At 41.3% G+C, this 13,987-nt stretch carries 12 protein-coding genes; 5 read left to right on the forward strand and 7 right to left on the reverse strand.

Annotation, left to right across the window (positions count from 1 at the left end; all coding sequences use genetic code 11):
- The first annotated feature begins 96 nt into the window (after nucleotides 1-96).
- Nucleotides 97-2,364 carry a M1 family aminopeptidase gene (locus KZC02_RS21385; RefSeq protein ID WP_221390557.1) on the forward strand — a complete coding sequence of 756 codons (2,268 nt, stop codon included), beginning with the start codon at nucleotides 97-99 and terminating at the stop codon, nucleotides 2,362-2,364.
- Nucleotides 2,365-2,384: 20 nt separating this feature from the next.
- Here KZC02_RS21385 and KZC02_RS21390 read toward each other — a convergent pair whose 3' ends face one another.
- On the reverse strand, nucleotides 2,385-3,776 hold the full coding sequence (locus tag KZC02_RS21390; RefSeq protein ID WP_221390558.1) for a glycoside hydrolase family 105 protein: 1,392 nt from the start codon (nucleotides 3,774-3,776) through the stop codon (nucleotides 2,385-2,387).
- Between the two features lie 232 nt (nucleotides 3,777-4,008).
- Here KZC02_RS21390 and KZC02_RS32050 point away from each other — a divergent pair, with 232 nt between their 5' ends.
- The 4 genes from KZC02_RS32050 (at nucleotide 4,009) to KZC02_RS21405 (ending at nucleotide 7,528) form a co-directional block, all read left to right on the forward strand.
- On the forward strand, nucleotides 4,009-4,290 hold the full coding sequence (locus KZC02_RS32050) for a hypothetical protein (protein ID WP_229253714.1): 282 nt from the start codon (nucleotides 4,009-4,011) through the stop codon (nucleotides 4,288-4,290).
- A gap of 173 nt (nucleotides 4,291-4,463) precedes the next feature.
- Nucleotides 4,464-5,399, forward strand: coding sequence for a M17 family metallopeptidase (locus KZC02_RS21395; RefSeq protein ID WP_229253715.1), 936 nt, complete (start codon nucleotides 4,464-4,466; stop codon nucleotides 5,397-5,399).
- A gap of 160 nt (nucleotides 5,400-5,559) precedes the next feature.
- The gene (locus KZC02_RS21400) at nucleotides 5,560-6,774 is read left to right on the forward strand and encodes an acetyl-CoA carboxylase biotin carboxylase subunit family protein (protein ID WP_221390559.1); all 1,215 of its coding nucleotides are present in this window, start codon (nucleotides 5,560-5,562) and stop codon (nucleotides 6,772-6,774) included.
- A gap of 202 nt (nucleotides 6,775-6,976) precedes the next feature.
- A complete protein-coding gene (locus KZC02_RS21405; protein ID WP_221390560.1) occupies nucleotides 6,977-7,528 on the forward strand; it encodes a hypothetical protein in 552 nt (183 codons plus the stop codon).
- A 226-nt stretch (nucleotides 7,529-7,754) separates the two neighbouring features.
- Here KZC02_RS21405 and KZC02_RS21410 read toward each other — a convergent pair whose 3' ends face one another.
- From KZC02_RS21410 to KZC02_RS21435, 6 genes are all read right to left on the reverse strand, one after another.
- The gene (locus tag KZC02_RS21410; protein ID WP_221390561.1) at nucleotides 7,755-8,189 is read right to left on the reverse strand and encodes a nuclear transport factor 2 family protein; all 435 of its coding nucleotides are present in this window, start codon (nucleotides 8,187-8,189) and stop codon (nucleotides 7,755-7,757) included.
- An 87-nt stretch (nucleotides 8,190-8,276) separates the two neighbouring features.
- Nucleotides 8,277-9,557 carry an MFS transporter gene (locus KZC02_RS21415; protein ID WP_221390562.1) on the reverse strand — a complete coding sequence of 427 codons (1,281 nt, stop codon included), beginning with the start codon at nucleotides 9,555-9,557 and terminating at the stop codon, nucleotides 8,277-8,279.
- A 66-nt stretch (nucleotides 9,558-9,623) separates the two neighbouring features.
- Nucleotides 9,624-11,147 carry a tagaturonate reductase gene (locus KZC02_RS21420; protein ID WP_221390563.1) on the reverse strand — a complete coding sequence of 508 codons (1,524 nt, stop codon included), beginning with the start codon at nucleotides 11,145-11,147 and terminating at the stop codon, nucleotides 9,624-9,626.
- A gap of 12 nt (nucleotides 11,148-11,159) precedes the next feature.
- Nucleotides 11,160-12,998, reverse strand: a complete 1,839-nt coding sequence (locus KZC02_RS21425) for a glycoside hydrolase family 88 protein (protein ID WP_221395133.1) — start codon at nucleotides 12,996-12,998, stop codon at nucleotides 11,160-11,162.
- A 137-nt stretch (nucleotides 12,999-13,135) separates the two neighbouring features.
- The gene (locus tag KZC02_RS21430) at nucleotides 13,136-13,570 is read right to left on the reverse strand and encodes a cupin domain-containing protein (RefSeq protein ID WP_221390564.1); all 435 of its coding nucleotides are present in this window, start codon (nucleotides 13,568-13,570) and stop codon (nucleotides 13,136-13,138) included.
- 30 nt (nucleotides 13,571-13,600) lie between these two features.
- Entirely contained in the window at nucleotides 13,601-13,942 is a 342-nt protein-coding gene (locus KZC02_RS21435; RefSeq protein WP_221390565.1) for a cupin domain-containing protein, read from the reverse strand.
- Nucleotides 13,943-13,987 lie beyond the last annotated feature (45 nt).

Below are 13,987 nucleotides of genomic sequence, written 5' to 3' on the forward strand. Positions count from 1 at the left end.
TGCTTTAGATGTCAATGAGAGAAGTCAAGTTTTCAAAACTTAACTTCTCTTTTTTTGTGCTAATAAATTGTATATTTCCATAAATAAACAACTGATATGCGCGCATTTATACTGTTTTTTAACTTGCTGATCTGTAACATGGTATATGCTCAGAAAGATGGGCATATATCTGAAATAAGCGACATATCGGATATTGCTAAAAGTGAGCAGGAAAGCCATCGCAAACTGGTTAATGCGCATAAAAACTCTGCGCTGGCTAATGCATCAGTCAATTTTGATGTACAGTATTATCGGGCAGAGTGGGAGGTAGACCCGGCCATTAATTATATCAGGGGGAAACTGACGGCCTATTATATCATGAAAGCCCATGATAATTTTATTTCTTTTGATCTTGATAATGCCCTTTCCGTTTCCAGCGTTCAGCAGCGAAATACCTCACTTGCCATTTCACACACCAATAATACATTACAAATTATTTTTCCGGCTTCGGTTGCTATTGGAACGCTTGATTCTGTTAGCATAAATTATGAGGGCGCACCACCAAGTTCAGGCTTTGGCTCCTTTATTCTTTCATCACACGGCAGTCCGTCAGTTCCGGCTATGTGGACGCTGAGCGAACCATATGGCAGCAGTGACTGGTGGCCATGCAAAAACGGACTGGATGACAAAGCGGATAAAGGGATAGATATTTATATAACCCATCCTGTTGCTTACAAAGCCGCTGCAAATGGATTGTTACAAAGTGAAACGGCAGTTCCTGGCGGGAAAACACGAACGCACTGGAAGCATATTTACCCTATTGCGAGTTATCTGGTTTGTTTTGCTGTTACAAATTATACGGTGTTCAATAATAGCGTTTTGATCGGATCAGTTAACCTTCCGATGCTTACTTACTGCTACCCTGAGAATCTCGCTTCATTTCAGGCCGGAACACAAAATACGCTGGATGCATTACAATTTTTCAGCAACCGTTTTAGCACTTATCCTTTTATAAATGAAAAATACGGTCATGTACAATTTGGCTGGGGCGGCGGTATGGAGCATCAGACTAATTCATTCATGGTTAGTGTTGATGAAAAGCTCGTTGCCCATGAATTGGGCCATCAATGGTTTGGAGACAAAATCACTTGCGGAACCTGGGAAGATATCTGGCTGAATGAAGGATTTGCTACACATCTGGCCAGTATGTATATGGAAAACAAATATCCGTCCAGTGCCATAGCGATACGCGCAAATGAAATTGCACAAATTACTGCTCTGGCCGGTGGTTCCGTTCGGGTTGATGATGTAAATGATGTGAACCGGATTTTTAACAGCCGTTTAAGTTATACCAAAGGATCGCATTTGTTATATATGCTCAGATGGATTTTGGGTGAAGAAGTTTTTTTTGAAGGAATACGGAATTACCAGAATGACGCTTCCCTTGCATATCATTTTGCCGGAACCGCAGATCTCAAAAGCCATCTGGAAGCAGTCAGTGGAAAAGATTTGACCTACTTCTTTGATCAGTGGTATTCCGGACAGGGATATCCGTCTTATCAGCTGGAATGGTATACAAACGGGAATTCGGTTCAGTTTAATATGAAACAGACCACATCGCACACTTCTGTTTCCTTTTTTAAATTGCCGGTTCCGTTATTATTTAAAAATGCTACAACCGGACAGCAAAAACTGGTAGTTGCGAATAATACATTCAGTAATCAGAATTTTAGTGAAAACCTGGGCTTTGAAGCAGAGTCAGTAACTATCGACCCGGAATTTTGGCTCATTACCCGAAACAATTCAACAACAAAAATAACAACGCCATTACCAGTTACATTTACGTATACCAAAGTGGCCTGCAATGAAAATAAGGTCGAAATTTCCTGGGGAACTTCCAGTGAGCTGAATGCTGATTATTTCGAAATACAAAAAAGTGTGAATGCTTTAAACTGGGAAAAAATTGGTTCTGTGGATGCAGCCGGCAATAGTGAGAAATCGAAAAACTATTCATTCACTGATCCATTCGTTTCTTCGCAGAAATCTTATTATCGGATTGTTGAAAATGACCGGGACGGCAAAGTGCAATACACACGTATTCTGGAAAAAAGTTGTTCAGCATTCCAGGAAAGTCCGCTGATGATTTTACCCAATCCAACAGATAATCAACTCAAAATCAGTTTAGCAAGTAGTAAAAACGCTATTATTGAAGCCAGTATCTATGACATTTTCGGGAGATTAATTTTAAGTAAAAATGAAATTAAACTGGATAATGATGGGCTTGGCTCGGTGAGTGTTTCGGTGTTACATGCAGGTTTGTATGTTTTGAAAATAAGATCTGATAATGAATTGCTTTCCAAATCTGTGAAATTTGTTAAGGAATGAGTTGATCCAAATTAATCCATCTACTTCTTCTGCAACAACTGAACCGAACTGTCATTAATTTCAAATGATTTGTTATTCAGTAAACTGATAATTTCTGAACCGGCCATAATTACCGGGCCGTATCCATGTGCTGCAAAAGGGCTGATCGGGCGATGATAATAAAATGCCGGGTCAAAGCCCATACCGGTTCCAACGCAGGTCCCTTCCACTTGCCCTTCTTTATTGATTTTAGTTGAAACGGCATTCCAGGCCAAAAGTGTCATAGGTGCATAAGTAAGTCCGTCAATCCAGCCATTATTGATCGCTTTTGCAATTGAATAAGCATAAATGGCCGTTGCGGACGTTTCCAGATACGAGTCATTTCTATCCAGTAACTGATGCCAGAAACCCGATCCTGACTGATATGAAGCCAGTCCGCGAACGTGTTCTTTCAGCAATGCCAGTATTTTCGGGCGGCCGGGATGGTTTTCAGGAAGTACATCCAACAGCTCGACTTTTGTAAGGATTCCCCATCCGTTTGCCCTCGCCCAGTGAAATTGCGGATGTTCTGTCATGCCTTCAACCCAGCCATGCATGTATACGGCTTTGCTTTTGTTGAACATGCGATCTGAAATTTGCAAAACCTGCTTTACAGCTTCATCATAGTACTTTTTTTCACCTGTCAGTTTTCCCATTTGAGCCAGAGCAGGTACAGCCATAAACAAATCATCCAGCCATATCGTATTAGGTTGCGGCCGCATTCTGGCCAGTGTGCCATCTTTCAGTTTATGTTCTTTATTCAGGATATAGTCAATATGGCTGTCAATTAAGGGGCGAAAATTACCGGTAGTGCCTGCACGTGTAGCTCTGATCATCGCCGCACACATTGCACCGCAGTCGTCCAGGGCATGAGGATCAACCAGGCCGCGTAATGGGCCGGCTGTTGCCCAATCCGCATGTTCCAGGCTTGTTTTCTTGAAAAACGGTACAGATTCAGCTATGAATTTTAATCTCGAATCGGAATATTCTTTAAACTTTGGATCGCCGGTAGCCTTGCTTGCCAGCAACATAGCGCCATAAGTAACACCCCATTCATAACTGACAATCCTGTAATCGCCTTTTTGAAGTGCGGTGTTCTGGTCAATTTTAGTAAGATCCGTTACCTGTTTCCCGGTTTTAGAATCCACAAAAGCAGCCGGCGTTACTTTGTTTAAATATTCATAAATCCTGGTCAGGTCGGCAACAATATTTTCTTTTTTTACAATGCCATAAGGAACCGGATAATCTGGTTGTAAAAGGTGTAGCGGTGTATTGGAATCGTTGGCTTTGGTCTCGTTCCTTTGCGCGAAAGAAGCCGTTGTGATACTGGCTAATAATACCGTAGCCGCGATTAAAGAAGCATTCGGTTTCAAATAGGAAAGTATTCCGGTCATATAATTGAAGATTGTGTCGAAAAGTGTAAGTCAGGTTAAAACGGAAAGTAAAGAAGTAGGTAACATTTCCATACTCATCATATTTGTTATTTTACAGACGATAAAATTATCGTTTCACCTGTAATACGAATGATAGTGAGTGAAATTTTTTTAATCATAAAAATCCTGTAAATCCGAAAATCCTTAAATCTTGGTTAGCTTTGATTTTAACTGATAAATTAAATTACAGCAAATGCAGATCATTCAAACACTGGAAGCACCAGAGGATATACTTCTACTTCGTGCTTTTGAACAAGGACAGGAACCAGCAAACCAGAACATGTTTAAAGCCGAAAAGGGTGAAATTTGGTGGTATTCTTCTCAGGAATTGTGGTTTGGATTAGGGAAACAACCTAAAATATCTTCTGTTATTAAAGCATTCAGGTCTCTTTTTTTAAAAGGAAAGACCGCTGGCCGGAACAGATTGTACTGGATGCACGCAATTTTTCACCGGAATGGATCGAAGTTGCAGTAAATGGTATTCTGCTTGGCGGATATAATATACAGCTATACAAATCTGACCCAAAACCTTTCAGCTCATTTTTTGGTGAAAAAGGAAAGTTATTCATCCTTCCCGGAGAGCAATCGAATTCCGTAACCGCGGCTGCTGAACTGGCGAAGCAAACAGCTGTTGTACAGATGCGGATTATGGATTTGATGAATGCACCGGGTAATTACAAAACTCCTGATACATTGGCTGAATGGGCGCTGGAATCGGGCCGGAAAAACAATTACAAAGTGTCTGTTTTTGATAAGGAAACTTTACTGGCATTGGGGATGCACGCATTGCTTTCTGTAAGCAAGGGAAGCGACCAGCCACCGGTGATGATCGTAACAGATTATCAGCCTGAAAAGTATGAAAAGACAATAGCTTTGGTGGGAAAGGGCGTGACGTTTGATACAGGTGGTATTTCTATTAAAGGCTCTGCCAACATGCATTTGATGAAAAGCGATATGGGCGGAGCTGGTGCAGTACTGGGAATTGTTGAACTCGCGGCACAGCTGAAACTTCCGGTCCGTATCATTGGTGTTATTCCTTCCACAGAAAACTGTGTGGACGGCTCATCTACAAAACCCGGTGATGTGATTGGTTCTTACTCAGGAAAAACCATTGAAGTGATTGACACTGACGCCGAAGGAAGGCTGATTTTGGCTGACGGGTTAAGTTATGCAGTCCGCCAATATAAGCCGGATGTTGTAATAGATCTGGCAACATTGACCGGAAGTGTGATACAAACGCTGGGTTATGAAGCAGCCGGGCTATTTACTCCTAATGATTCATTAGCAAACGAATTGACACTGGCAGGTGAAAAAACCGGCGAACGTCTGTGGCGGTTGCCGGTTTGGGACGAATACAAAGAGGAGATTTCTTCGGATGTGGCTGACCTGAAAAACTACCATGGAAAACCGTTGGCAGGAGCCATTGTTGCAGCCAAATTTCTGGAAGTTTTTACGGATGAACATACTTCCTGGGCACATCTGGATATAGCTGGAACCGCTTTCGGGGACATAGAGTTTGCGCCTGGCCGGTCTGGTACAGCTTATGGAGTACGTTTATTAAGAGAGTTTTTAATGCAGCAATGAAAAAACTTTTATCATACAGGATCAGTTATAAACACGCTTTTACGCCAAAATATAATTTTGACATGCCTTGACAAATTGGTTCTTTTTGTTAGATTTGAGAAAGCAAGTTTTATTTCAAAAACCAGAATAGAATCCATATACATCCACTGATAAATTTCTTATGACTCAAACTCTAACCTTTCTTTGCATATCAACGTTTTTTAAAGGAAATGACTTTCTCAAAGCCTGCAAAAATGCTGGAAATACAGTCTATTTGCTAACTGCTAAAAAGCTCGAAAACAAGCCATGGGTCCGGGACTCCGTAGATGAGTTTTTTTATGTAGAAGAAGGGGAAGATGGTACCTATAACATGGATCAGATCATTAGCGGACTGGCCTATGTGATGCGTAGCAGGCCAATTGACAGGATTGTTGCCCTGGACGATTTTGATGTGGAAAAGGCTGCACATTTAAGAGAATATTTCAGGATTCCGGGAATGGGGCAAACCACAGGCCGGTATTTTCGTGACAAACTTGCGATGCGTACCAAAGCTGCTGAATCGGGGATTCTGGTTCCGGGATTTTCTTCACTTTTCAATGATGATGAGATCAATCGTTTTATCGAAAAATATCCCGGCCCATGGATGATCAAGCCGCGTTCAGAAGCCTCTGCCACAGGAATCAAAAAAATGCACCATGTGGATGAGCTTTGGGAAACTATTCACAGCCTGGGCGACAAAAGGCATGCATACCTGATTGAACAGTTCAAGCCGGGAGATGTTTATCATGTCGATTCCATATCGTATAACGGCAGGGTTATCTTTTCATGGAACAGTAAATACCTCGCTCCGCCGTTTGATGTAGCGCATGGCGGAGGCATATTCCGTTCTGTTACCGTTCCTTTTGATTCTTCGGAAGAACACGCGCTGGAAACACTGGCAGTGGATTTACTAAAAGCATTCGGATTAAAACACAGTGCCTCACATACCGAAGTGATCCGTTGTTACGATGATGGGAAATACTATTTCCTGGAAACTTCTTCAAGAGTTGGCGGTGCCAATCTCTCTGAAATGGTAGAGGCTTCGTCCGGTATCAATTTATGGAAAGAATGGGCGAAAATGGAGACTGCGGAAGCAAAAGGTGAAAATTATAAACTGCCTCCTGTAAGAAAAGATTATTCGGGGATTATTATATCATTAGCCCGCGTAGAATGGCCGGATCTGTCTGTGTTCCATGATCCTGAAATAGTATGGCGCATGGATGAACCTTATCATGTTGGATTGGTAGTAAGGGCAAAAACGCGTGAAAAAGTAATAGAATTGCTGGATAAATACGCAGAAATCATTCAAAGTGAATACCACGCGTCTGCTCCGGCACCCGATAAACCGTCGCATTGAATTCAATGGTTTTAATTTAAAAGAATAAATTATAAAGCAGGAACCACCTGTGACTTATTAGAGCATTTACATTTTCTGATAAGTCGCAGGTGGTTTGTTTTAAGAGAAAAGCCAGGACTGTTACAAATTGGACAGGTTGATTAACATTTAGAATTCATTTTAAAGTAACATATGATTTTTCAACCTCTAACTGATTGTAACTATGCTTGTTTTTACAAAATCGCTTTGTATATTTTTTCTTATTGGTTTTCTGTTTACAGGTTGTAAAAAAGATGAAGAAGTCGTTCCCAAAAGTATTATTACTATCAATGGGGTTGATTACGACTTATCACAGGCACTTCTGATTGATTATGGCCCTTTTGCGACTGGCCAACCCAATGCACAGGTATTGTTTCTCTCTTCATCCGGTGTTCAGTTTCATGAAGTAAACGGAAAACTGGATTCCATTTCGGGTGTAGGCCATGCCATTTATTTCGAATTATCCGGCTCCGTTCCCAATGCGCTTACCGATGGGGAATATGCTTTTAATCCATTCGGTCCACCCTATAAAGGGGAGACGTTTCTGTATTCCTATGCTGTTTTTCAGGCAGACTTTGTAACTTTTGATGGCGAATTTTATGAAATATCAGCGGGTAAAATCACGGTAAAAAAAGAGGATAGTCAATATGCGATTTCCTTTGATTGCACTGAAATAGAAGGCAAACATATTACCGGTTTTTATAAAGGGGCGTTAAAGTTTTTTGATGAGGGATGAGGTTCTGAATCTGTTGTTCCAGAATAGACAGGTATAATTCGCGGGATTCAAGAAAGGGAGCTTTTAAATCAATTACTACGGTCAATTATACGCGTGGAGTGAAAAATATGGATTGGAAACCATTTAATAAAAAATTGTGGCAACGGGATTATTTTGAGCACATCATCCGCAACAATGAAGCGTTTGACCGGATTGCAAATTATATCATAAACAATCCATCAAAATATCAGGGTAATTTAAACGCCTGACGTCCTATCAATAACCAATCTCCCTTCGATTTTTGCCAAACCATAAAAATACCCAGTTTTACCGGAGCAGGGTCTTTGCCTTTGTTATGCGTATCTCCCATGAGCTTGTGCCGTACCAGTGCAATATCACCCGAGATTTTGATGGTTTGCTCAGTAATCTCAATTCGCGTAAAATTTGATTCTTCACTGGTCAGAGCACGGATAAATTCCTTTTTATCTTCCAGTAAACCATTGGAATGCCCGTAAGACAAATCAGCAGAAGTAAGTTTATTTAAATCGGATTCTTTAGCATCCAACATTGCAACCCGAAGTTTTTCCACGGCGTCAGCCACTGCTTTTTCATCACTGCTTTGTGCAAAAGACAGGATATTGATTAATAAGAAACAAACAGTAATTAAGAATGTCCTTTTCATTTTTGTTCGATTAATGATAACAAAATAAGTTATGAGTAATGGCTGAAATATTGCAGCTGAAAGCCGACTGCTGAAAGCTGATAGCCCTTAAATCTTTACCTGTTCCATTTTTGGAGCAAATAAATGCATCACACCCCAGGCCAGTAAATAAGCAAAACCGCAAATAATAAAGATAATATTATAACCTCCGCCGATATTTCCTGCCGCTTTGTAATTGTCCAGAATGATCCCAACTAAAAGCGGAAAAAGAATGCCTCCTACTGATCCGGCCATTCCGCCGATACCTACCACAGAACTAACAGCTTTCTTGGGAAACATATCCGAAGCTGTTGTGAAAATATTAGCGCTCCACGCCTGGTGTGCAGCTGCCGCCAGACTGATCAGAAACACAGCCTGCCAGATATTGGTAGTGTACTGGGCGAGCATAATAGGTGTAACCAGAATAGCGAAAAACAGCATGGACATCTTCCGTGCACGGAAAATCGGCCAACCTTTTTTAATCAGATATCCTGATAAATAACCACCGCCAATACTGCCGATCGTTGTTGCGGTATACACAATTACAAGTTCAAGGCTGGGTTTGGACAAGTTTAATTTAAATGCTTCTGCAAAATAGGAAGGCAGCCAGTACAGGAAAAACCACCAGATCGGATCAGTCAGCATTTTACCGAAAACAAATGCCCAGGTTTGCCGTATTTTGAAAAGGTCCAGCCATTTTACTGGTTCTTCTTTACTTGTATCCGGTTCATTGTCACTATGGATATAATCAAATTCTGCTTCGCTCAGGCTTTTTTGTTTGGCAGGAACTTCATAATATCTCCACCAGAAAAAGAGCCAGACAAATCCTACTGCTCCGGTAATTAAAAACGCCTCCTGCCAGCCATAAGCACCCAAAATCCAGGGTACCATAATTGGGGCAACAACAGCGCCAATATTGGCTCCTGAATTAAAAATACCCGTTGCCAATGCACGTTCTTTTTTTGGGAACCATTCCGCAGTTGCCTTAATAGCTACCGGGAAATTACCAGCTTCTCCAAGGCCTAATAACGCCCTCATAAACCCAAAACTGAAAGTGCCCGTGGCCACCGCATGCAGAAGCGCCGCCAAACTCCAAACCACAACAGAAATGATGTAACCCATTTTGGTACCAATGCGGTCAATTATAGCTCCAAAACCAATTAAAGAAATGGCATAAGCCGCCTGGAATGCCATAACGATGTGGCTGAAATCACTTTCTTTCCAGCCAAATTCCGCTTCCAAAGTTGGTTTAAGAAGGCCAAGTACTTGTCGGTCCAGATAATTGATCGTTGTAGCAGTGAAAAGCAATGCCACAACGCGCCATCGGTATTTCGTCATCTGGTTTTCCATGAAATCAGGTAATTAGGTTTAGGTGGTAAATTTAAATTTATATCAGATCAGCAGTAGTAAACGGTTTCAGGCATATTCCATGTTTCCCATAAATGCTTTCAGCGCGGCCATAGCTCCATTGGTTTTTATGGATTCCAGATACAAGACGACACTTTCTTCGATTACTCCCGTTTTTGTCAGGTCTTTTCCCCAGATAAACGGATCTTTCAGTATGGCGTGAACCATTTCAGGCAATGAAACGATCAGCCATTTCTGATAAAAATAAGCTGCTTTATTATCCTGGATCAGATAGTAATTGCCATTAAAAAGTCCGTAATATTTATCGCCATTCTTTTTTACAGATTTCATAAAATAGATATAAGCTGCAAAGCCAAAGGTGATATAATCGGGATTGGTCTGAAACTGTTTATCGTATTGTACAAAAACCGGCATAACCCGTGAAAGTATTTTTGCCGAATAATTAGAGGTAATATTTAGCCATTTATGCTGAATATGATGATTTCTGAACCTGTCTAAAACGAGCCGTCCGAAATTCCGGGCAGTTTTTAAATCCAATGGATAGGGTATGGCCGAAGCAATTTCATTTTCCATCAGATTACTCAGATAAGCAGCGAAAAATCTGTTTCCCATCGCTTCCACTACCGTAGTAAAGCCACACAAATGAGCCAATCCGCCACCCAGTGTATGTCCTCCATTCAACAAGCGCAGTTTCAGTTCTTTATAGAGTTCAATATCAGGTTCAATAATTACGCCACTGCCAGCTTCACTGAACGATAATTTCTTTTTTACACTTTCATTTCCTTCTATCGCCCATAAATGATAATGTTCAGTAATAATCATCAGGTCATCTTCATAACCCAGTTCTTCTTCCATTTCTTTTTTCGTCGCCTCATCCGGTTTTCCCGGTACAATGCGGTCGACAAGCGAATTGCAAAAGGAGTTACTTTGTTCGAGCCAGTCTATAAAATTGCTTTCCAGTCCGTTCCGGTGAGCCAATTCAAGCACAATGGATTCCAGTTTGGTTCCGTTATCAGATATCAGTTCGGTTGGAATAATGACTACGCCATAATCCGGGCTTCCCCCAAAAGCAACATAACGGGCATATAAAAAAGCAAGTAATTTGCCTGGAAATGAGATAGGCGGCCACTGGTAAATATCATCCTGGATAAGCTGGATCCCAAGTTCGGTCGTATTGGAAATAACAATACTGATTGCCGGATTCCGGGCAAGATCCAAAACAAGCGACCATTGCGACCGGGCAGAAAGCACACGGCTTATCGACGAACAGATAATATTTTCTTCAACCGGTTTGCCTTCCTGAATCCCTCTTGTACAGATCGTATACAAATTGTTCTGCCTGTCAAATGCTTTTAAATCACCTTCACTGGTGGACTTTACGACTACAATACGACCATTAAAAATACCCTGGCGATTGGCCTTGTCGATGGCATAATCTGCCAGTCCGCGCAAAAATGCACCGGTCCCAAATTGCAGTACCTTTTCAGGAAGTTTGAAAATGGCATCGTCCGGTACAATTACATCGGAATTATTCCGGAGCTGCCGCAGGTTTTCACGAAAAAGATGATTCATAAGCGTTGTATTTTACTTTTTTACAACTTGTTTCAACAGCCACTCTGCCAGATCTTTTCCAGCCTCAAAGTTTTCAAAGCTTGTATCAATACGCCTGCCATCCAGATATTCGTTGTATAGCCACGGGTCGCCCACGGCAAATACAGTTCCTTTTCCGTATTTCGAAATCCCAAGAATAATATCACCATGATCTGTGAGCGCAGATTTCGCAGCACCAGTCAATGCTAACGGGGATAATTCTTTGATGTAAATTTTACCGGCAGTTTTAAAAATAGCTTTGTCACTGGCAGGAATGTCGAGCCGGCCCTGCTCAAATTGCAGTCCCTGTACCATATTCCGGTTTCTGTTTGTGAATTCGATACCAAATACTTTTGCCAGTTGGTTAAAATGAGGTATTTCACAGTTAGAAGTATCATTCGCCATCAGCATAAGTACGCCGCCTGCTTTTACCCATTTTTCAATAGCAGCAATATCTTTAGGCTGAATAAAATTCGGGTTGGCCGTTTCTTTTTTTGTATCAGGATCTACGATAATATAAAGATCTATTCCTTTCAGGTTTTCAGCATTTGGGGCGGCCGGAACAGAAACGGTCTGAGCGCCAAGTTCCCTGAACGTATTTCCCCAAAGCCAGAACCCTGAATGCTGGCGATCCTCCCAGGTATAGTGAAATGGTTCCTCTTTGCCGGTAGCGCTTTTGCGGAATTCGTGATTGAAGAAATAATCCAGTGCTACTTTTTTATTTTTGCCAACAGCGTTTTCTGCTGCGATTTCCATTTCGACACTCGCAAATATAAATGGCCCGACACCTTTCAAATCGTTCTTTCTGATTGGCTCGCTTAAGTAATATTCGTAACTGCCATCCCGGTACGGTGTGCCGCCCAAACCACCGACACTCACCGTTTTATTCAGACTGATACTGCCATCACCTTCTTTTTCTATGAAATTTTTCAGGATTCCGTCATATCCGGTTTTAGCATTTTTAGCGTATGTTGCCGGAATGTACCCAAGCCTCGCACCTTTTGCCAAAGCATAAACAAACATACAGGATGCCGAAGCTTCAAAATAATTGCCTTTGCGCGCTCCCTGATCTATTACCTGATACCAAAGACCCGATTGTTTGTCCTGATATTTAGCCAGAACCGGCGCTAACCTTTGGAGATATCTGATTAGTTCGGCACGTTTCGGATGATCCTGAGGGAAATATTCCAGTACGTCCACCAATGCAACTGCGTACCAGCCAATCGCACGTCCCCAAAAATTTGGCGATCTGCCTGTTTTTTTATCTGCCCATGGCTGTTCACGGCTTTCATCATAAGCGTGGTAAATCAGTCCCGTTTTTTCATCAACAGCGTATTTTTCAATTAATGCAAATTGGTTTGCAATGTCATCAAAATGCTCAGGATGGCTGAAAAGCATGCTGTATTCCGCCGCGAAAGGTTCACCCATAAACAGGCCATCCAGCCACATTTGATTGGAATAACGTTTTTTATGCCAAAACCCACCCTCTTTGGTTCGTGGCTGTTGTTCCAGTTGTTTCCAAAGCTGGTCCGCAGCTTTTTTGTATTTTTCTTTATCCGGCTGAGTTTGCTGGTATAAAGTCAGTAAAGCCCTGCCAGTCGGAATATTATCAATATTGAATTCGTCAAATTTGTAAGTGCGTATGCTTCCGTCTTCTTTTACATACTGGTCAATATCTTTGCGGATATATTCAAAATATTTTCCTTCACCAGTCCGGTACCATACCTTTTCAATGGCTTTCAGCATCAGTCCCTGCTCGTAATCCCAGCGTGTTACAGTACTTTTCCCAACCAGAATAGAATCCTTATTGCGGGCAATAAAGGAATCGGCCATTTGCTGGGATAACGGAATATCCTGCGCAATAGCAGTCGTGGATAAGATAGAGAACAAAAAGAAAAGCGCTATATTTTTTAAGCAAAAAGAAAAAGTATTTATCATATTCAAACTCATTAATAAGTTGTCAATCAGCTTTATTTTACAAAATCCTCACGCATGGGCGTAAACAAATCGATCAGGATTCCCGGCTCTAAACATACCGCGCCATGCATCACATTGGAAGGAATGTAATAGCCATCGCCTTTTTTTAATATTTGTTTTTTGTCTGCAATTGTCACTTCAAAAATACCACTTTCAACATAGCTCATTTGCGTATGCACATGTTTATGAGGAGTACCGATGCCGCCTTTTTCAAATACTATTTTGACCATCATCATCGTACTGTCGTACGACATAATTTTGCGTTTCAGTCCTTTTCCCAGATCCTGCCACGGAATATCTGCATCGACAATAAATTGTTTCCCTTTTGCTTCCTGTGCAGGTGATTTAGCTGTTGACTGAGCGAATAAGTGGCTGGTTATAAACAAAAAGATGATGGAAAGAAGCGCTGATTTGAAGGTGAATTTCATTTTAAACGATTTAGTCAGATATTGGTTTTTTTATTTAATAAAATCTTCCCTTAACGGAGTGAAAATATCTACAAGAATGCCTTCTTCTGTGCATAAAGCACCATGTATAATATCAGGCGGAATGTAGTAAGCATCACCTTTTTTGAGCGTTCCGGTTTTATCCCCGATCGTAATTTCAAAAGCACCGCTTTCCACGTAGCTCATTTGCGTATGAAAATGACTGTGTAAAGCGCCAATTCCACCCGTTTCAAAGGCAACTTTTACCATCATCAGGTTATCATCATAAGACATGATCTTGCGTTTCAAACCTCCTCCCAAGTCGTCCCAGGGTATTTCGTCGTCGTTTATGAATTGTTTGGCTTTTTGGGTCATTGGTTTAATTTCCTTTTTTATGATGTTATTTCAAGCAATTGGATT

It is taken from the genome of Dyadobacter sp. NIV53 (assembly GCF_019711195.1).
Classification (GTDB): Bacteria; Bacteroidota; Bacteroidia; order Cytophagales; family Spirosomataceae; genus Dyadobacter.